Origin of the sequence: Pseudomonas sp. Irchel 3H7 (genome assembly GCF_900187605.1) — a bacterium.
In the GTDB taxonomy this organism is placed as follows: Bacteria; Pseudomonadota; Gammaproteobacteria; order Pseudomonadales; family Pseudomonadaceae; genus Aquipseudomonas.
Map to the genome: position 1 here is coordinate 151,181 of NZ_FYEA01000003.1, position 19,839 is coordinate 171,019.

Annotated in this window: 22 protein-coding genes; 4 read left to right on the plus strand and 18 right to left on the minus strand. The window is 57.7% G+C overall.

What is annotated here, in order from left to right:
- Positions 1-2: 2 nt before the first annotated feature.
- From pal to CKW38_RS06840, 14 genes are all read right to left on the minus strand, one after another.
- Positions 3-500 (minus strand): peptidoglycan-associated lipoprotein Pal, encoded by a 498-nt coding sequence (pal, locus tag CKW38_RS06775; protein WP_003178634.1) that lies wholly within the window; start codon positions 498-500, stop codon positions 3-5.
- Positions 501-552: 52 nt separating this feature from the next.
- Complete coding sequence (gene tolB / locus CKW38_RS06780; protein ID WP_016983828.1) at positions 553-1,833, minus strand: Tol-Pal system beta propeller repeat protein TolB; 1,281 nt, start codon at positions 1,831-1,833, stop codon at positions 553-555.
- Positions 1,834-1,850: 17 nt separating this feature from the next.
- The gene (gene tolA, locus CKW38_RS06785; RefSeq protein ID WP_007912728.1) at positions 1,851-2,918 is read right to left on the minus strand and encodes a cell envelope integrity protein TolA; all 1,068 of its coding nucleotides are present in this window, start codon (positions 2,916-2,918) and stop codon (positions 1,851-1,853) included.
- Positions 2,918-3,370 carry a protein TolR gene (gene tolR, locus CKW38_RS06790; RefSeq protein ID WP_161806672.1) on the minus strand — a complete coding sequence of 151 codons (453 nt, stop codon included), beginning with the start codon at positions 3,368-3,370 and terminating at the stop codon, positions 2,918-2,920. The genes tolA and tolR overlap by 1 nt, the downstream gene beginning before the upstream one ends.
- Before the next feature lie 23 nt (positions 3,371-3,393).
- Entirely contained in the window at positions 3,394-4,089 is a 696-nt protein-coding gene (tolQ, locus tag CKW38_RS06795) for a protein TolQ (protein WP_007912733.1), read from the minus strand.
- On the minus strand, positions 4,079-4,546 hold the full coding sequence (gene ybgC, locus CKW38_RS06800; protein ID WP_007912735.1) for a tol-pal system-associated acyl-CoA thioesterase: 468 nt from the start codon (positions 4,544-4,546) through the stop codon (positions 4,079-4,081). Before ybgC ends, tolQ begins: the two co-directional genes overlap by 11 nt.
- Before the next feature lie 127 nt (positions 4,547-4,673).
- The gene (gene ruvB, locus CKW38_RS06805) at positions 4,674-5,735 is read right to left on the minus strand and encodes a Holliday junction branch migration DNA helicase RuvB (protein WP_007912736.1); all 1,062 of its coding nucleotides are present in this window, start codon (positions 5,733-5,735) and stop codon (positions 4,674-4,676) included.
- Positions 5,736-6,344, minus strand: a complete 609-nt coding sequence (gene ruvA, locus CKW38_RS06810) for a Holliday junction branch migration protein RuvA (RefSeq protein ID WP_003227522.1) — start codon at positions 6,342-6,344, stop codon at positions 5,736-5,738.
- A gap of 115 nt (positions 6,345-6,459) precedes the next feature.
- On the minus strand, positions 6,460-6,987 hold the full coding sequence (gene ruvC, locus CKW38_RS06815) for a crossover junction endodeoxyribonuclease RuvC (RefSeq protein WP_007951206.1): 528 nt from the start codon (positions 6,985-6,987) through the stop codon (positions 6,460-6,462).
- A gap of 156 nt (positions 6,988-7,143) precedes the next feature.
- Positions 7,144-7,890, minus strand: coding sequence for a YebC/PmpR family DNA-binding transcriptional regulator (locus CKW38_RS06820; RefSeq protein ID WP_007912738.1), 747 nt, complete (start codon positions 7,888-7,890; stop codon positions 7,144-7,146).
- Between the two features lie 129 nt (positions 7,891-8,019).
- Positions 8,020-9,795 (minus strand): aspartate--tRNA ligase, encoded by a 1,776-nt coding sequence (aspS, locus tag CKW38_RS06825; protein ID WP_007912740.1) that lies wholly within the window; start codon positions 9,793-9,795, stop codon positions 8,020-8,022.
- A gap of 102 nt (positions 9,796-9,897) precedes the next feature.
- A complete protein-coding gene (locus CKW38_RS06830) occupies positions 9,898-10,119 on the minus strand; it encodes an FmdB family zinc ribbon protein (RefSeq protein ID WP_007912741.1) in 222 nt (73 codons plus the stop codon).
- Positions 10,120-10,251: 132 nt separating this feature from the next.
- A complete protein-coding gene (locus CKW38_RS06835) occupies positions 10,252-10,590 on the minus strand; it encodes a ribbon-helix-helix domain-containing protein (protein ID WP_007912743.1) in 339 nt (112 codons plus the stop codon).
- A 185-nt stretch (positions 10,591-10,775) separates the two neighbouring features.
- The gene (locus tag CKW38_RS06840; RefSeq protein WP_095112280.1) at positions 10,776-11,246 is read right to left on the minus strand and encodes a Dps family protein; all 471 of its coding nucleotides are present in this window, start codon (positions 11,244-11,246) and stop codon (positions 10,776-10,778) included.
- Between the two features lie 312 nt (positions 11,247-11,558).
- Between CKW38_RS06840 and CKW38_RS30535 the strand changes: the two genes are divergently transcribed.
- Positions 11,559-12,161 carry a cold-shock protein gene (locus CKW38_RS30535; RefSeq protein ID WP_007912746.1) on the plus strand — a complete coding sequence of 201 codons (603 nt, stop codon included), beginning with the start codon at positions 11,559-11,561 and terminating at the stop codon, positions 12,159-12,161.
- A gap of 70 nt (positions 12,162-12,231) precedes the next feature.
- Here CKW38_RS30535 and CKW38_RS06850 read toward each other — a convergent pair whose 3' ends face one another.
- Both CKW38_RS06850 and CKW38_RS06855 read right to left on the minus strand, forming a co-directional pair.
- A complete protein-coding gene (locus tag CKW38_RS06850) occupies positions 12,232-12,438 on the minus strand; it encodes a SlyX family protein (RefSeq protein WP_007912748.1) in 207 nt (68 codons plus the stop codon).
- A 3-nt stretch (positions 12,439-12,441) separates the two neighbouring features.
- Complete coding sequence (locus CKW38_RS06855) at positions 12,442-12,867, minus strand: HIT domain-containing protein (protein ID WP_007912749.1); 426 nt, start codon at positions 12,865-12,867, stop codon at positions 12,442-12,444.
- A gap of 895 nt (positions 12,868-13,762) precedes the next feature.
- On the opposite strand from CKW38_RS06855, the gene CKW38_RS06860 reads away from it, so the two are divergent.
- A complete protein-coding gene (locus tag CKW38_RS06860; protein WP_095112281.1) occupies positions 13,763-15,112 on the plus strand; it encodes an OprD family porin in 1,350 nt (449 codons plus the stop codon).
- Positions 15,113-15,230: 118 nt separating this feature from the next.
- On the opposite strand, the gene CKW38_RS06865 is transcribed toward CKW38_RS06860, so the two are convergent.
- Positions 15,231-16,073: a mechanosensitive ion channel family protein gene (locus CKW38_RS06865; protein WP_034153426.1), complete on the minus strand. Its 843-nt coding sequence runs from the start codon at positions 16,071-16,073 to the stop codon at positions 15,231-15,233.
- 139 nt (positions 16,074-16,212) lie between these two features.
- Entirely contained in the window at positions 16,213-16,698 is a 486-nt protein-coding gene (locus CKW38_RS06870; protein WP_007912755.1) for a YajQ family cyclic di-GMP-binding protein, read from the minus strand.
- Between the two features lie 140 nt (positions 16,699-16,838).
- Between CKW38_RS06870 and CKW38_RS06875 the strand changes: the two genes are divergently transcribed.
- Complete coding sequence (locus CKW38_RS06875; RefSeq protein WP_095112282.1) at positions 16,839-17,756, plus strand: putative 2-dehydropantoate 2-reductase; 918 nt, start codon at positions 16,839-16,841, stop codon at positions 17,754-17,756.
- A gap of 45 nt (positions 17,757-17,801) precedes the next feature.
- Positions 17,802-19,838, plus strand: a complete 2,037-nt coding sequence (locus tag CKW38_RS06880; RefSeq protein WP_095112283.1) for a HAMP domain-containing sensor histidine kinase — start codon at positions 17,802-17,804, stop codon at positions 19,836-19,838.
- Position 19,839: the final 1 nt, after the last annotated feature.

Below are 19,839 nucleotides of genomic sequence, written 5' to 3' on the forward strand. Positions count from 1 at the left end.
AATTACTTACGCAGTTCGACGCGACGGTTTTGAGCCCAGGACTGCTCGTCGTTGCCGGTAGCAACTGGACGCTCTTCGCCGTAGGAAACCAGTTCCAGCTGAGCTGGGGAAACACCTTGCAGTACCAGGTAGCGCTGAACGGCTTTCGCACGACGCTCGCCCAGTGCCATGTTGTACTCACGAGTACCACGTTCGTCGGTGTTGCCTTCCAGAACAACGCGAGCGCCGTTTGCTTTCAGGTCTTTGGCGTGAACGTCCAGAGCGCGCATGGCTTCTGGCTTCAGGTCCGAGCTGTCGTATTCGAAGTAGAAGGTGGTGATTGCGCGCAGAGCAGCTTCTTCGCTCAGGGAACCGTCAACGGCACCAGTGTTTGCGCCGTAACCAGCGTTTGGATCAACAGCGCCTTCACCGGCGTTGTCGCCGCCTTTGGACGAGCAACCTACAGCTACAGCCATGGCCAGAGCCAGCGCAGCAAATTTACCAAACTTCAGCATTTCCATCGTGAAACTCCTAATGAACCCCAGTGTGTTAAGTAAAACGTGTAGCGCCCGCTCACTTCAGGTAAGGGGACCAGGACGGTTCTCTGACTTCGCCTTGAGCGGTAGGAAGCGGGAGCCTAACGCGTCCATTAATGGACACGAGCATCAAGACTCCCCGGCCCTGTTGGCGGGTGGCGTAGATTACCATGGTGCCGTTGGGCGCAACAGTAGGTGACTCGTCCAGAGTGCTATCAGTGAGGATCTTTACACTACCTCGCTGCAGATCCTGAGCTGCCACCTTGAAATTGGTGAAGCCATCCTGACGATGGATCATCACCAAAGTCTTTTCATCTGCCGAAAGTTTCGGGTTGGCGTTGTAGTTACCTACAAACGTCACACGCTCGGCACCACCGCCACTGGCGCTGGTTTTGTAGATCTGAGGCTTGCCGCCGCGGTCCGAGGTGAAGTAGATGGTCGAGCCATCCTTGCCCCAGTACGGTTCGGTGTTGATGCCAGGACCTGCGGTCACGCGGGTGATCTGACGCGAAGCCAGATTCATCACATAGATGTCCGGGTTACCGTCTTTCGACAGTACGAACGCCAGGCGATCACCATTCGGCGACCAGGCTGGCGCGCCGTTCAGGCCTTCGAAATTGGTGATTTGCTCACGGCGACCGGTGTCGATGTTCTGCATGAAGATGCGCGGACGCTTCTGCTCGAACGACACGTAGGCGATGCGTTTGCCATCCGGTGCGAAGCGCGGCGACAGAATCGGCTCACGCGATTGCAACAGCGTCACGGCGCGAGCACCGTCGTAGTCCGAACGCTGCAGGGTGTAACGGGTGTTCTTCTCGGAGAAGCGCTCAGCCGTCACGTACAGCAGACGCGTCGAGAACGCACCTTCAATACCGGTCAGTTTCTGGAACGACTGATCGGAGATGAAGTGCGCCATGTCGCGCAATTGCTCGGTGGTACCGGAAACACTGCCGTCTGCCACTTTTTGCTCGGTGGCTACGTTGAACAGCGCCCACTGCACCTGCAAGCGACCGCCCGCTGGCGCAATGCTGCCGACCATCATGTATTGAGCACCCACCGCCTTCCAGTCACGGAAGATGATTTCGCTCGGCTGGCTTGGCTGGCTGATCATGTTTTGCTTTGGAATCGGCGAGTAGTAGCCCGAGTTGCGCAAATCGTTACCAATGATTTCAGCCATGTCGTCCGGCAGCACGGCACCGCCCTGCATACCAAACGGTACAACGGCGATCGGGGTTGCCCGATCGCTGCCGCTGGTGACCAGAATGTTCTTTTCATCCGCCATCGCGATCCCTGCCATGCAGCAGATCACGACCAGCATTCCTCGAAGAAGGTTTCTCACAAGGCTAGATCCTCAGGTGTGAATGTCATCTTGAATGAACGATACGGAGCGAAATCGCTCGGCTTCATTCCCTGCATTTCTGTCAAACGTCCAATATTTTTGACCGCTGCCACTGCCGAAGCATCGAACGGACCATCGCCACTGGATTTGGCCACGCTGACCGAAGTCACCGTACCGTCCGGCAACATGCCGATCTGCAACACCACCGTCATGCCTTTGCGTGCCGAAGGTGGACGGGCCCAGCCTTCTGCAGCTCGCGCACGAATCAGGTCATCGAAACTGCCCGCGACTTCGTCGCCCTGCTCATCGGCCAAGGCCTGCTGGCGCTGCGGCGTATCGGAAAGCAAATCGGCCAAGGCCTGAGCCTTTTTGTCTTCGGTCGATTTACGTGCTGCATCCTGCGCTTTCTTCTTCGCAGCATCGGCAGCGGCTTTCTTCTTCGCTTCGTCGGCGATTTTCTTCTTCGCCTCTTCAGCTTCAGCTTTCTTCTTGGCGTCTTCGGCGGCTTTCTTCTTCGCGTCTTCGACGATCTTCTTCTTGGCTTCTTCAGCGGCTTCTTTCTTGGCTTCTTCCTTAGCCTCTTCTTCAGCCTTCTTCTTGGCTATATCAGCCAATTGTTTCTCTTCGGCCTTCTTGGCTTCGGCTTTCTTCGCGTCGTCAGCTTTCTTGGCGTCATCCGCCTTTTTAGCTTCATCCGCTTTTTTAGCCTCATCGGCCTTCTTGGCTTCCTCGGCTTTTTGAGCCGCTTCTTCTTTCTTTTGTTCCGCAGCGGCCTTGATCTCTTCCTGCTCGACCTTTTTCTGTTCCATCTGCTCGACTTCAGTCTGGCGCGCGGCGGATTTCTTCGCCTCACCCGCAATCTTCTGATTGGTCTGGGTGGTTGCCTGACTTTTCGATTTCAGTTGGTACAGGGTCGCCTGGACAATCGGCTTGGCCGGCGGCAGCTCTGGTGTGAAGGCAAAACTGACGAACAGCATGCCGAACACCAGCACGTGCAGGACAATTGCCAGAACACTAGGCCAGAAGTAGCTTTCCGAGGCGGACGGCTCTCGCTGTTGCTGCATCAGGGGGCCTCGGTAATCAAACCAACATTACCGACCCCGGCTTTCTGCAACCCGCCCATGGCGCCCATGACAGAACCATAGTCGACGGTCTTGTCACCGCGGATGAAGACCTGGGTACGCTTGCCGCCTTCGGTGCCGGCACGAATGATCTTGGTCACCGCGTCGGTCATTTGCGGCAGGGTCATGGCCCTGTCCTGTTGCTTCTCGGTGTCGACTTCGCTGCCAAGGTTCCAGTAGTAGGTCTTGTCAGCCTTGATCGAAATAGTCAGGACCTGCGTGTTGTTGTCCTGCGGCAAGGCTTCGCTGGAAACCTTGGGCAGATCAACTTTCACGCCCTGATTGAGCATCGGCGCGGTCACCATGAAGATGACCAGCAGCACCAACATCACGTCGATGTATGGCACCACGTTCATCTCGGCGACCGGCTTGCGCTTTTTGCGAGCTCGAGCGATTAAAGCCATTGGAAATTACCTGCTTATTCTTCGCTGGTGTGCACTTTGCGGTGCAGGATCGCCTGGAATTCATCGGCGAAGGTGTAGTAGCGGCTCAGCAAGGTTTCGCTGCGGGCAGAGAAACGGTTGTAAGCGATAACTGCCGGGATTGCCGCGAACAGGCCGATCGCGGTGGCGATCAGGGCTTCGGCGATACCCGGGGCCACAGTGGCCAGAGTGGCTTGCTGGGCGCTGGCCAGACCGCGGAAGGAGTTCATGATGCCCCACACGGTACCGAACAGACCGATGTACGGGCTGACCGAACCGACAGTGGCGAGGAACGGCAGGCTCTGCTCCAGTTTCTCTTCTTCACGGGAGATGGCGACGCGCATGGCCCGGGCCACGCCTTCCATCACCGCTTCAGGATCGACGCCTGGCTGCTGACGCAGACGCGAGAACTCCTTGAAGCCGGCACGGAAGATCTGCTCAACGCCCGAATCCGGATCCGGGTTGCTGCCCGCCTGACGGTACAGCTTGGACAGGTCGATACCCGACCAGAAGCGCTCTTCGAAGCTCTCCAGGGCGCGTCGACCGGCGCGCAGCAGATTGCTGCGCTGAAAGATCATGATCCATGAGGTCACCGATGCGGCCACCAGGGTCAACATTACCAACTGCACCACGATGCTGGCATTGCTGACCAGGCTCCACATGGAGGAATGGTCGACGACGTTAGCTTCCACGCTTTATCTCCTGCTTTGAGTGTGTACCCGGGCCGACCGCGTCGGCGAAGGCCGCACGCAAATCTTCGGGAAGGGCCCGGGGTTTCAAACTGTTAGTGCGCACACAGGCCACCAAAAACTGCCCCTCACAGAGCAGCACATTATCCGTTGCCCGCCTGACCTGCTGTTTGAAGCGCAGGCTGACCCGGTTCAATTCGATTACATCAGCGCTTACCAGCAGTTCGTCGTCCAGTCGCGCCGGCGCGTGATAGCGCGCTTCGCTGGAGTGCACGACAAACAACAGGTCCTCCCCTGCCAGCTGCGATTGGGCAAAGCCCAGTTCGCGAAGCCGCTCGGTTCGAGCCCGTTCCATAAACTTGAGGTAATTAACGTAATACACGATGCCGCCCGCATCGGTGTCCTCGTAATAAACGCGACAACGATGTGCGAACGGCTCAAGCCCGTTTTGCGCGCGCATACTCTAGTGCTTACTCCTCAGGTTGCCAATCCGGCCAGGCAACTGTTTTTCATGGTTTCAGAGCTTTACCGCAAAAGTACCGTCCTGTGACCGTACAAACCCTGAATAAATCGACAACAAATGTGTATTAATCGTCCACGGCATCGAGAAACTCGTCTGCCACGGGCATTTCACCCATTCGTGACGGAATGTTTAAACCGAAGTGCAGGTACGCATGGCGCGTCACCACCCTGCCCCGTGGCGTGCGCATGATGTAACCCTGCTGGATCAGATACGGTTCCAGCACATCCTCAATGGTGTGACGTTCTTCACTGATCGCAGCGGCGAGGCTGTCGATACCGACCGGGCCGCCATCGAACTTCTCGATCATGGTCAACAGCAGACGCCGGTCCTGATGATCGAAACCATGCTCGTCGACGTCCAGCAGGTTCAGCGCCAGATCCGCCACCGCTTTGGTGATGTGGCCCTTGGCGCGGACTTCGGCGAAGTCACGCACGCGGCGCAACAGACGGTTGGCGATTCGCGGCGTACCACGGGCACGACGTGCGATTTCGAACGAACCTTCCGGATCCAGCGGCAGACCGAGAATCGCCGCCGAACGGCTGACAATCGTCGCCAGATCGGCCGTGCTGTAGAACTCAAGACGCTGGACAATACCGAAGCGGTCACGCAACGGGTTGGTCAGCATGCCGGCGCGAGTGGTTGCGCCCACCAAAGTGAACGGCGGCAGATCGAGTTTGATCGAACGCGCGGCCGGCCCTTCACCGATCATGATGTCGAGCTGGAAATCTTCCATCGCCGGGTACAGCACTTCTTCAACGATCGGCGACAGGCGATGGATTTCGTCGATGAACAGCACGTCGTGCGGTTCGAGGTTGGTCAGCAGCGCCGCCAGATCACCCGGACGCTCAAGTACCGGACCGGATGTGCTCTTGATAGACACGCCCATTTCCTGGGCAATGATGTTCGCCAGCGTGGTCTTGCCCAGACCAGGCGGGCCGAAGATCAGTGTGTGGTCGAGGGATTCGCTACGGCCACGGGCGGCCTGGATGAACAGTTCCATCTGCTCGCGCACGGTCGGCTGGCCAATGTAGTCGGCCAGACTGACCGGTCGAATGGCCCGGTCCTGGACTTCTTCGCGCTCACGCGGGCTGTGCGCGGCGGTGATCAGACGATCAGCTTCAATCACTTAAATCATTCCCTTCAGGGCACGGCGGATCAGGTCTTCACTGCTCAAATTCTTGTCCTTGATGGCGGTAATCGCCTTGCTCGCTTCCTGCGGCTTGTAGCCCAGGGAAATCAGCGCGCTGACCGCATCGTTCTCGGCGGTATTGACCGGCGCCGGGCCATCAGGCTGATTCGGTACCAGGGCAAACATCGCCGGCGAAGTTTCCCAGGCCTTGAAGCGGTCTTTCAACTCAACCAGCAAGCGCTCGGCGGTTTTCTTGCCGACTCCCGGCACTTTGGTCAAGGCCGAGGTGTCCTGCGACTGCACACAGCGGATCAGCTCATCGACTTCCAGGCTCGACATCAACGCCAGGGCCAATTTTGGCCCGACACCATTGAGACGGATCAACTCGCGAAAAAAGTCTCGCTCACGCTTGCCGGCAAAACCATAGAGTAACTGCGCGTCTTCGCGTACGACCAAATGGGTGTGCAGGGTCAGCGGTTCACCGACCGACGGCAGACGATAAAGGGTGGTCATGGGCACTTCCAGCTCATACCCGAGGCCGTTTACATCCAGAATCAGGTGCGGCGGCTGTTTCTCAGCCAGGGTGCCGCGCAAGCGTCCAATCACGTTTCAGATCCTTGAGCGTTGGCCAGCCGTGGGCTGGCGACTATCGAAAGGCGAATTTCGCGCCGACGACTCAGGCGCAGGAAATCCACTTTCAAGAAAATTGATGCTGATGCTATCAGAGACGCAGGCGCCCGCCACGACTGCGTGCCGTTCCCAAACCGTGGGGCAGCAGACTGGAACGCGTGTGCGCATGGCAAATGGCAATGGCCAGGGCGTCCGAGGCATCGATTTGTGGTTTGCTGGTCAGTTTGAGCATGTGCATGACCATCATTTGCACCTGTTCTTTATTCGCCGCGCCGGTGCCGACCACAGCCTGTTTAACTTGAGTGGCGGTGTACTCGGCGATCTCCAGACTCTCTTCAGCGCCAGCCACGATTGCAGCGCCGCGAGCCTGACCGAGCTTCAGCGCCGAATCGGCGTTTTTCGCCATAAAGACTTTTTCGATGCCCATGGTCACCGGACCGTAGGTCTGAATGATCTCCCGCACTCCGCGATAGACGATTTGCAGGCGTTCATGCAGTTCGCCCGCACCGGTACGAATGCAGCCGGAAGCCACATAAATACAACCGCCACGCCCGGTATCTCGAACAATGCCGTAACCGGTGATGCGCGAACCGGGGTCGATACCAAGAATTAAAGTCATAACGCCTGCAGAAATTGATGCGAAAGCTGAGGGTACATGTAGGAGCTGCCGAAGGCTGCGATCTTTTGATCTTTCAAAAACAGAAAGATCGCAGCCTTCGGCAGCTCCTACAGGTGAAGTGTAGAGCCAGCAAAAACTGCGACCTTTCTATTTGCATCAACCGAGCTGAGCGGCCACGTCTTCCGGAATGTCCGCGTTGGAGTAAACGTTCTGCACGTCATCCAGGTCCTCGAGCATGTCGATCAGCTTGAGTACCTTCTCCGCACCTTCCAGATCCAGCTCGGCGCTGGTGGTCGGCTGCATGACGATTTCCGCGTCATCCCCCTTGAACCCGGCGGCTTCCAGCGCGTTACGCACCGCGTAGAAACTGGTGAACGAGGTAAACACGTCAATCGAACCGTCTTCATGGCTGACCACGTCATCGGCATCGGCTTCCAGCGCCGCTTCGGTCAGCGCATCTTCATCGACGCCCGGCGCGAAGCTGATCTGGCCTTTGCGTTCGAACAGATACGCCACCGAACCGTCGGTGCCGAGGTTGCCACCGCACTTGCTGAAAGCATGACGAACGGCTGCCGCAGTACGGTTGCGGTTGTCGGTCATGCACTCGACCATCACCGCGACGCCGCCCGGGCCGTAACCTTCGTAAGTCAGTTCTTCAACGTTGTCCGCTTCGGTGGCACCGGCGCCGCGCGCCACGGCGCGATCGATGATGTCACGGCTCATGTTCGCGCTCAGTGCCTTGTCCAGGGCCAGACGCAGACGCGGGTTGGATCCGGGATCACCGCCACCCTGACGGGCCGCAACGGTCAGTTCGCGGATCCACTTGGTGAAGATCTTGCCTCTCTTGGCATCCTGACGTTCTTTGCGGTGCTTGATGTTCGCCCACTTGGAATGACCTGCCATAACTCGCTCCGAATTCTCTTTGAAACGTTGCCCGCCCTGCTCATGCAGCGGCCAGCAAACAAAAAAATCTCGACCTGCTCTCTATAGAAAGAAAAAAGGCGCATCCGAAGATGCGCCTTCAGGCCCGTCTTACTCAGCCTTTGGCGTTTCGCGCAAACGAATGTGCAGCTCGCGCAGTGCCTTGGCATCCACGACACCCGGCGCTTGCGTCATCACGTCGGCAGCACTCTGGGTTTTCGGGAATGCGATCACTTCACGAATCGACTGGGCGCCGGTCATCAGCATCACCAGACGGTCCAGACCGAAGGCCAGACCACCGTGCGGCGGCGCACCGTATTTCAGCGCGTCGAGCAGGAAGCCGAATTTCTCTTCCTGTTCCGCTTCGTTGATGCCCAACAGGCGGAATACCGCTTGCTGCATTTCCTTGCGGTGGATACGGATCGAACCGCCACCCAGCTCGGTGCCGTTCAGCACCATGTCGTACGCGCGGGACAGAGCGCCAGCCGGGTTGGCTTCCAGTTCTTGCGGGGAGCACTTCGGCGCGGTGAACGGGTGGTGCAGCGCGGAGAAGCTGCCGTCGTCGTTTTCTTCGAACATCGGGAAGTCGACGACCCACATTGGTGCCCACTCGCAGGTCAGCAGCTTGAGGTCGTGACCGAGTTTGATGCGCAGTGCGCCCAAGGCTTCGCTGACGATCTTGGCCTTGTCGGCGCCGAAGAACACGATGTCGCCGTCAACTGCACCCACGCGATCGAGGATGGCGTTGAGGTTTTCCAGCGGGATGTTTTTCACGATCGGCGATTGCAGACCTTCAACACCGGCTGCACGCTCGTTGACCTTGATGTACGCCAGGCCCTTGGCACCGTAGATGCCGACGAACTTGGTGTAATCGTCGATCTGCTTGCGTGGCATGCTTGCGCCGCCTGGAACGCGCAGTGCGGCGATACGGCATTTCGGATCGTTGGCCGGGCCGCTGAACACTTTGAAATCAACTTCTTTGAGCTGATCGGCGACGTCGACCAGTTCCAGCGGGTTACGCAGGTCTGGCTTGTCGGAACCGTAGCGGCGCATGGCTTCTTCGAAGGTCATGTGCGGGAATTCGCCGAACTCCAGACCCAGCACTTCCTTGAACAGGTTGCGGATCATCTGCTCGGTCAGGCCCATGATCTCTTTTTCATCGAGGAAGCTGGTCTCGATGTCGATCTGGGTGAATTCTGGCTGACGGTCGGCACGCAGGTCTTCGTCGCGGAAGCACTTGGCGATCTGGTAGTAACGGTCGAAGCCAGCGACCATCAGCAGTTGCTTGAACAGCTGTGGCGATTGCGGCAGGGCGAAGAACGAACCGGCATGGGTACGGCTAGGCACCAGATAGTCACGCGCGCCTTCAGGCGTAGCGCGGGTCAGGATCGGCGTTTCAACGTCGAGGAAGCCGTTCTCGTCGAGGAAGCGACGGATGCTGGTGGTCATGCGCGAGCGCAGACGCAGCTTCTCGGCCATTTCCGGACGACGCAGGTCGAGGAAGCGATAACGCAGACGGGTTTCTTCGCCAACGTCGGAGAACTCGTTCAGCGGGAACGGCGGGGTTTCCGACTCGTTCAGCACTTCCAGTTCATAACCCAGCACTTCGATCATGCCCGACGCCATGTTGGCGTTGGTGGCACCGGCCGGACGCAGACGCACCTTACCGGTGATCTTCACGACGTACTCGCTGCGCACGCGATCGGCAGCGGCGAAGCTCTCGGCGCGATCCGGATCGAACACTACCTGAGCCAGACCATCACGATCACGGATATCGAGGAAAATCACCCCGCCGTGGTCGCGACGACGGTGAACCCATCCGCAAAGGGTAATTTCCTGGCCTTCCAGGCTTTCGTTCAGTTGGCCGCAATAGTGGCTGCGCATCATGGTCGTGGTTCGCTTCTCGTAATTCGAAAAATTCGGTGGAGCTCCCGTTGCTTTTCAAGCAATGCGGAAACTCACGCGTGTCGTTCAACCCGGGGTTGAACCCTAGTCAGATTTGTCGCCACCGGCCAGGTTCTTCTTGGCGCCGGTCTTGAAATCGGTTTCGTACCAACCGCCGCCACTGAGGCGAAAGCCTGGCATCGACAGTTGCTTCTTGAGCTCTGGCGCCTGACAGGCAGGGCAGTCGACCAGCGGTGCCTCGCTGATCTTTTGAATGGCTTCCAACTGATGACCACAGGAAGCACATTGATAATCGTACATCGGCATGGGGGGTGTCTCGGCGATCAGGTTGCCACCGCGCGCAGGGCTTTGCGGCGAAAGAGCGGGATTATATCGATTAAATGCGGCCTGTGCAGCCGTAAGACTGCACAGGCCGCGACCTCGTTTGCAACTGCCGTTTCAGAGCGATTCGACAGGTGTAGCTTGCTTGACGCCGTTCATGACACACACCACCCGCACCAGCGCGCTGAAATTTCTCACCCCGCCATGACGCAGATGCACTTCACGGTCGACGTGGGACAACAGCGAGCTGATCGAACAGCAGTTGTCTGCGGCCATATTGCCAAGGATGTTCCAGTAGACCCGCTCCAGCCGCAGGCAGGTCGCATAACCGTTCAGACGCACGGATCGTGACGATGGCTGAACCAATGCCATGTCGAATTCGTGGACGAACGGATCGACTTTCAATTCATGTGGCAAGCCGACAATCCTGTCGCCTCGCCTGTCTCCCTCTACCATATCGGTGACACTCCTTTGCCATCTCTGCTTGTTTGAAAAGTCACATCCTGTGGCTTTCATAAAAGCGCAGACACAACGTTATAGCCAGACGACTTATTGACCGACAACGTAGGAAAAGCCAACGATACAGGTGGGATTGCGGACAGCGCGCGAGCCTTCTGCTGCTGGCCCGCGCACCGGCAGATTTACGCTTCCAGCAAGGCGCGCAGCATCCACGCGGTTTTCTCGTGAACCTGCATGCGCTGGGTCAACAGGTCTGCGGTCGGCTCATCGCTGATCTTGTCGAGCAGCGGGAAAATGCCACGCGCCGTGCGGGTCACGGCTTCCTGGCCGTCGACCAGTTGTTTGATCATGTCTTCGGCACTCGGCACACCCACTTCTTCCTTGATAGAAGAAAGGCGTGCGTAGGTGGCGTAGGCGCCTGGCGCCGGAAAGCCCAAGGCGCGAATACGCTCGGCAATCAAATCAACGGCCAGCGCGAGTTCGTTGTATTGCTCTTCGAACATCAAGTGCAGCGTCCGAAACATCGGACCGGTGACGTTCCAGTGGAAGTTGTGGGTTTTCAGATACAGCACGTAGGTGTCCGACAGCAGACGCGATAAGCCTTCGACGATGGACTTGCGGTCTTCTTCACTGATACCGATATCGATTGCCATGTTTACCCCCTAACGGCGATTGAATTCATCCAACAGGTGCAGACCCACTCTAGCAAGGCTATCGACACCCCGCAGCCCCGATCAGATGCACACGCTGCGACAAATCGACCGACGCCATGCCGCTGGCCGGGCTGATTTGAGTAGCCGCAGGCTTTGCTGTTAAATAGGCAGTGTGTCGCCATGCCCCATTTTTCGGGGCGTTGCGCATAGGCTGATGCCGTGAACGTGTCCACCGCCTCTTATTTTGTCCCGAAGCGAACCGTGCGCCTTCAGCTCTTCCTTGTGAGCCGTCATAAACGTGAGCCAATCAAAATGTTGAAAATCGTCCACCTGCTAATGGGCGCAGCGGCACTGCTGCTGTCGTTCATACCCAGCTTGAAATCCGAAGCCGTTCCCTACCTGCAACAACCCGATGCACTTTACCTGGCCTTTTTCGGCCTGCTGAACCTGGTGATTGCTCCTGTGATTCCTTTCTGGAACAAAGGCCCTCGTCAGCATCTGCAAAACCTGGTCAGCGCGCTGCTGGTACTGACTGTCGTCCTGCAAACCCTGACCCTGATCGCGCCGATGCCCGTCATCGCCGGCCAGCCAGCCGTACTGTTCACCCTGGTGATCGCGCTGGTTGCCGTGGTCCTGCATCTGGCTGTGAGCTTCTATCGTTCTTCACCTGCTGCTGCTCCAACCAGCTATGACATGACCAATCGTGATACCGGTACCGTCAAGTGGTTCAACACCTCCAAAGGCTTCGGTTTTATCTCCCGGGATTCCGGCGATGATATTTTCGTGCACTTTCGCGCGATCCGTGGCGAAGGTCATCGCGTACTGGTCGAAGGCCAGCGCGTGGAGTTCTCGGTGATGAACCGCGACAAAGGCCTGCAAGCCGAGGATGTGATCGCCGCACTGCCGCGACGCTGATCCAGGCATAAAAAAACCGCGAGCAGCCTGCTGTTCGCGGTTTTTTTACGCCTGATGAAAAGTACCTGCCTCAGTAGTGTGGCGGGGGCGCCTCATCCTCAAAGGACTCGAACTGACCGACCATCTCTTCCTGACGCTTGAGCATTGCTGCCATTTGCAATTGCAGGCGCTCGACCACGCGCTGCTGAGCGACCAGTACGTCGTTCAATGCCTGAATAGTGTCATCCTGAAATGCCAGACGGCTTTCCAGATCGGTAACGCGGTCTTCCAGGCTCATGAATCAGCCCTCCAGAAACGTAAAGTCTTCGGTCAACACCAGACGCAACTTTGCGCGAATGGCCTCTACTTGCTCGGCATTGTAAGGCTTGGCCGGGAGCTTGCCCCAGACCGGCGCCGGCCAGGCTGCGTCATCGCGTTTGCGCACAATCACATGCATATGCATCTGGCTGACAACGTTACCCAGGGTGGCGACGTTCATTTTGTCGGCATCGAACAGATCCTTGAGCAGCTCAGCCAGCGCGGTGGTTTCAAGCCAAAACTGTTGCTGATCGGCGACATCCAACTGAAACAACTCACTGATATCGTCGCGACGAGGCACCAGGATGAACCAAGGGTAGTTGGCGTCATTGGACAGCAGCAGTCGGCACAGAGGGAAATCACCGATGGTCAGCGTGTCCTGTTGAAGTCGTGAATCTAAAGCAAACACTGCGCGCACTCCCGGCTGATCTTCATTATTCAGCTTAGCGGCGATCCTTATGGACGGCGCACCAAGCGACAGGACGGCAGCATACCTGCGAATGCGCCTGCCTTCACGGCGACGGTGTACCCCATCGCCCTGCGAACGCCCCGACATGTGACATTTGCGAGCACAACGCACCAGCATGAAACCAGCATCCAGACTCAGCCCGACAAAATGACCGAAAACAGCAGAGACGTTCAGCGTCATCGCCCCTGCAAGCTGTATGAATTCAGAACAGCTGTAAATTTTTTTGCACCAAAACTGCACAGTGCGTCTACGCTCACTGCGTCGGGCATCCGCCAAATACTCACTGGCGGGGTGAACCGGTAACGTTTTTGGTTGTCACGCGCGTTTCTCGGCGTGGCAACACCATAGGAGGTATGGCGTCAAGCACAGAAAAAATCAGGCTTGAAGCCCCGCTTTCACAAGGTTTTCACAAACACAGGCGGGTGTTCAGAAAAATAACCGCAGCAAAATTGCGGTTTGTGCACGCTTGTTGCATTCGTACCCATATGGACTATAAGCGCACCACTGGAAGTGGATGCCTTAAGCCCCATAAGAACAGTGGCAGGGTTGCCCGATGGAGATTCAAGTGTTTTGCCAGGGACTCTTTTTTACCGATGCAAAAAGGCCCATAAACAGCGAGAAAGTTGTCAGTCCGGCTGCGTCGGTACTGTGAATTTGCGACATCCACCACGCCATTTGCGACAACGTCGTAAAGATGCTGAAAGGTTGGATTAGCAAGTATCGCCAACATTGTCGGCGTGATATAAGTTTGCGCCGACACAAAAAGAAAGAGCCGCCCAGATAATAAAACAGGTGGGACGGCAGTACTCTTCTAAAACCAAAGGAGCAAATCACGATGCGCGTGATGAAGTGGAGCATGATCGCACTGGCAGTTGCAGCAGCAGCCAGTACTCAAATGGCTACGGCCGCACCGTTTGTAAGTGACCAGTCTGAAGCCAAAGGTTTTGTTGAAGACGCGAAACTCACCGAGACGTTGAAGAACTACTACTTCAACCGCGACAACAAGAACGGCGGCCGCGACCAGAAAGACTGGACCCAGGGCTTCCTTGGTAACTTCACCTCCGGTTACACCCAAGGTACTGTCGGTGTTGGTATCGATGCCTACGGTTACCTGGCACTGAAACTGGACGGCGGCGACGGTACTTCCGGTTCGGGCAACATGAGCCGCAGCGATACCGTTAACCCGAACAACGGCGCTCGCGACGTTAACGACAGCCAGGGCAAAGCCGGCGCGTCGGTCAAATTCCGCGTTTCCAAAACCGAACTGAAATTCGGCGACATGCAGCCAAGCACTGCTCCAGTGTTCGCTGTCGGCGGCTCCCGTATCCTTCCGCAAACGGCTACTGGCTTCCAGTTGCAGAGCAGCGAAGTCAAAGACCTGGACCTCGAAGCCGGTCATTTCTACTCGGCTTCCAGCCAGGACAAAAACGCCCGTAACGGCGGTCTGTACGCTAACTACGCAGGCGTAGAAGCCGACTCGATCGACTACTTCGGTGGTAAATACAGCATCACCGAAAACCTGAGCGCATCGCTCTACGGCGCCAAGCTGGAAGATATCTGGAACCAGTACTACGCCAACGTGAACCTCACCACCCCATTCAGTGGTGACACTTCGCTGAACACTGACTTCAACATCTACCGCACCACCGACACCGGTGACAAGCTGGCAGGTGACATCAGCAACACTGCCTTCTCCCTGGCAACCGCGCTGTCGTTCCTGAAAGCACACACCTTCACCCTGGCCTTCCAGAAGGTCAACGGCGATACCCCGTTCGACTACATCGGCGTGGGCAAGAACAACCGCGGTGGCGACTCGATCTTCCTGGCTAACTCCATCCAGTACTCTGACTTCAACGGTCCTGGCGAGAAATCCGTTCAAGCTCGCTACGACCTGAAAATGGCCGAGTACGGCGTTCCAGGCCTGAGCTTCATGGTTCGTTACGTTAAAGGTTGGGACATCGACGGTACCAGCACTCCAGCTGGCAGCCCTTACACCGGTCTGTACGGTGAAGATGGCAAACACCACGAAACCAACTTTGAAGCCAAGTATGTTGTTCAGTCTGGCCCGGCTAAAGACCTGTCCTTCCGCATTCGTCAAGCCTGGCACACTGCCAACGCTGACCAAGGCGAAGGCGATGTCAAAGAGTTCCGTCTGATCACCGAATACCCACTGAACATCTTGTAATTGTCAGTGGTTAGTTTGGAAGCATAAAAAAAGGCCCATCTTGCGATGGGCCTTTTTTATTGCCGGTCACTTGCAATAGTTGCCTGACCGACAAGTCAGGCAATTAATTAGCAACCTATCATTGTGTTGCCGATTCCTGCACCACACGAATCACCCGTTGTGGAAAAGGAATATCAATGCCTGCAGTCTTTAAACGATCGCGCGACTGTTCGTTAAACATGAACATCACGTCCCAGTAATCTGCAGTTTTAACCCACACACGCAGCGAAACAGTGATCGAACTGTCGCCCAAGGTCGAAATCACGGCCTGCGGCGCCGGATCCTGCAACACGCGCTCATCCTTGGCCAGATCCAGCAACACCTGACGGGCCTTCTGCAGATCGGCTTCGTAATCAACGCCTACATCAAATACGACTTTGCGGGTCGGCTGACGGTTGGTGTTGGTGATGATGCCATTCGACAGGTTGCCGTTTGGCACGATGATGGTTTTGTTGTCACCGGTACGCAGCACGGTGTGGAAAATCTGGATGCTGTCAACCGTACCCGACACGCCTTGCGCCTCAATCCAGTCACCGATACGGAACGGACGGAACAGCAGAATCAGCACGCCGCCAGCGAAGTTCGCCAGGCTGCCCTGCAACGCCAAACCGATGGCCAGACCAGCCGCACCGATCGCCGCAACGAAGGAGGTGGTTTCAACGCCGATCATCGAAGCGACGCTGACAATCAGCAGCACTTTGAGAATGATGTTCGCCAGGCTGCTGATAAAGCCTTGCAGCGCCAAGTCAGCGTTGCGCAGAGCCAACAGACCGCCGAGCTTTTGCGTGACCTTGTTGATCAGCCACCAGCCGATGGCCAGGGTAATCACTGCCAACAGCACGCGGCTGCCGTATTCCATGATCATCGGGATCCACGCCTGGGATGCCTTGACCAGGTTGTCCACCTCAGCATTCAAATCCATGTTCTATCTCCTGATTTCCGGCTACCCGGGCTGTAAAAAATCAGCGGCAGAAAGACTGAACCTGTTGGGGCTCAATCGTTTCTGCCGTTGCTTGGGCCTCGGACGCTGAAAACGCCGAGAGGTTCCCCGACCGGGAAGCTTAGTCGCGGAAGTTGTTGAACTGCAGGGGCATGCCGAATTCCTTGGCCCGCAGTGCCGCGATGGCCTCTTGCAGGTCATCACGCTTCTTGCCGGTCACACGCACTTGCTCGCCCTGAATGGCAGCCTGCACTTTGAGTTTGGCGTCCTTGATGTGGCCGACGATTTTCTTCGCCAGCTCCTTGTCGATGCCTTCCTTGAGCACGGCGTCCTGCTTCATCAGTTTGCCCGATGCGTAGGCGTCTTTGACTTCAAGGCACTGCACGTCGATCTTGCGCTTGACCAGCGCCAGCTTGAGGATTTCGATCATCGCTTCCAGCTGGAACCCGGCTTCGGCGGTCAGGCTGACGGTGAGGTCCTTTTCCTTGAACTCAAAGCTGCCTTTGCCTTTCAGGTCATAACGACGATCAAGTTCCTTCACGGCGTTCTCGACCGCGTTGGTGAGTTCGTGTTTGTCCAGTTCGGATACCACGTCGAACGACGGCATGTAATCTCTCCAATAAAAAGGCGCGCTCGATGTGGATGGAGCGCGCTTGGCTTGCGGTTAAAATCGGGCTCATTATAACGGGTCTTTTCCCACCGACACGGCGAGCCGCACATGCCTGTACGCAATCGAGCAAAAAACTGATGTCCACCCCCTGGCATGTATTGGGCGCCGGCAGCCTCGGCACGCTGTGGGCTACACGTCTGGCCCGCGCCGGCCTACCGGTCAGATTGATCGTGCGTGATGCCGAGCGCTTGCGCAGCTATGAAGCAGCGGGCGGGTTGACGCTGGTCGAACATGGCTTGGCCAGCACCTACGCGATCCCCGGCGAGACACCGGATAGTCCCGAGCCGATCAGCCGTTTGCTGGTGGCCTGCAAAGCCTACGACGCAGAAAACGCCGTCGCCCGCCTCGCCCCACGACTGACAGCGGACGCCGAACTGATCCTTCTGCAGAACGGCCTCGGCAGTCAGGACGCCGTCGCCAACCGTGTGCCACTGGCACGCTGCATCAGCGCTTCAAGCACCGAGGGTGCATTTCGCGATGGCGACTGGCGCGTAGTGTTTGCCGGCCACGGTTTCACCTGGCTGGGCGACGCTGGCCATCCCGTCGCACCGATCTGGCTGGACGACCTGGAGGCCGCGAAAATCCCCCACGAATGGAGCATCGATATCCTCACGCGGCTGTGGCGCAAACTGGCGCTCAACTGCGCGATCAATCCGCTGACGGTGTTGCACAACTGTCGCAATGGCGGGCTGCAGGAGCATTACTGCGAAGTCGCCACCCTGTGCGGCGAACTCGCCGAGCTGCTGGAGCGTTGCGGCCAGCCGGCCGCCGCCGACAATCTGCAACAGGAAGTCGAACGGGTCATCCACGCGACCGCCGCCAATTACTCGTCGATGTATCAGGACGTCGCCAACCAGCGCCGCACCGAGATCAGCTATCTGTTGGGCCACGCCTGCAAAGTCGCCGCGCGCCATCAACTGAACCTGCCGCACCTCAATCAATTGCAGCAGCGCCTGGTCACTCATCTGCACAGCCTTGGATTGCCCAGCGACTGAGCAGCGGCTACGCTGGCCACTTGTTCCTTTGCTGCGAAAAACCTGATGCCATTGCGCCAGCGTCTCGAAAACCTGCCGGTCGGCCAGAAACTGCTGGCTGCCCTGTTGGTGCTGTTGACCACTGTTCTGCTGGTCGCCAACCTGACCTTTATCAGCGCCGCCTATTACATCTCCCAGGAAAGCATGGCACCGCAGGCCTTGCAGACCATCGGCCGACTGATTTCCAACCCGAGTCTGGTCAGCGAAGCCCTGCAATCACCGCAAAGCGCCGAGCGCCTGCTCAAAGAACTCGACAGTTACTCACCGCTACGCGCCGCCGCGCTGTATGACGGCAAGGGCGAACGCCTGGCGCAAGTCCAGCGTGGCGATAAACTCAACTTGCCGGAGCGCTATCGGCACATCGAAGCGTGGCAACTGACTGAATTTCGCAGCAACCAGTTGATCACCCTGCCCCGCCCCGGCACCGCGCCGGGCCATCTGTTGCTGGTCGCCAGCAGCGAACTGCCGATGGCGTTCTACACCGGCACCCTGACCGCGAGCCTCGGCATTCTGATTTTCAGTGTGTTGCTGTGGCTGGTGATTGCCCGGCAGATCAAACGCCTGATCACCCGGCCGATCCATCAACTCGAGGAATTGTCGCGTCAGGTCACCCGCGAGGAGAACTACGCTCTGCGTGCCTCACGCGGCAATCATGACGAAATCGGCAGCCTCGCCGAAGCATTCAATACCATGCTGTCGCGCATCGAAGCCCGCGAACAGCAACTCAAACGTGCCCGCGATGACTCGCAAGCGGCCTATGATCAGGCGCAGGGGCTGGCCGAGGAAACCCGCCACACCAACCGCAAGCTGGAACTGGAAGTCCAGGTGCGCAGCAAGATCGAGAAGAAGCTCACCGGCTTCCAGAATTACCTCAACAGCATCATCGACTCGATGCCCTCGGCACTGATCGCCCTCGACGAGCAGCTTTACGTCACCCAGTGGAACCAGGAGGCCAGCGCCCTCTCCGGCACCCGACTCGACGAAGCGCTGAACCAGCCGATCTTCCTCGCCTTCGAACCGCTCAAGCCGTTTCTGCCGCAGCTCAAGCAGACCGTCGAGCAGCACACCGTGGCGAAAATCGAACGGGTAACCTGGTTCAAGGACGACGAACCGAAGCATTACGCGCTGACCTTCTACCCATTGATGGGCGGTGCCGGGCGTGGCGTGGTGATCCGTATCGACGACATCACCCAGCGTCTGTCGCTGGAAGAAATGATGGTGCAGTCGGAAAAAATGCTCTCGGTCGGCGGTCTCGCCGCTGGCATGGCCCACGAAATCAACAACCCGCTGGGCGCGATCCTGCACAACGTGCAGAACATCCGGCGGCGCCTGTCCGCCGATCTGCCGAAGAACCTCGAAACCGCCGAGCAACTGGGCATCGAACTGGATACCGTGAACCGCTACCTGCAGGGCCGGGAAGTGCCGCAACTGCTCGACGGCATTCAACAGGCCGGCGCCCGTGCGGCGAAAATCGTCACGCACATGCTCAGCTTCAGCCGGCGCAGCACCCGGCAAATGGCGCCGTGTGATCTGCCGGCATTGATCGATCAAGCGGTGGAAATCGCCGGCAATGACTTCGATCTGGCCATCGGTTTCGACTTCAAGGGCCAGGCGATCATCCGTCAGTTCGACCCGGCGCTCGGTCCGGTGCCGGGCACCGCCAATGAACTTGAGCAAGTGCTGCTCAACCTGTTGAAAAACGCCGCGCAGGCCATCCATCAGCGTGAAGACGACAGCGAACCGGGACGGATCATCCTGCGCACCAAGCTCAATCCACCGTGGGCCGAAATCCAGGTCGAGGACAACGGCATCGGCATGAGCGAGAACGTACGCAAACGCACCTTCGAGCCGTTCTTCACCACCAAGGAAATCGGTCAGGGCACCGGGCTTGGCTTGTCGGTGTCGTATTTCATCATTACCAACAATCACAAAGGGCAGATGGAGGTGCAGTCAGCACCGGGCCAGGGCACGTGTTTCACCTTGCGCCTGCCGCTGACGCAACCGCTGTCCATCGCTGCCGAAACCAATCCATTATCGAGGTAAC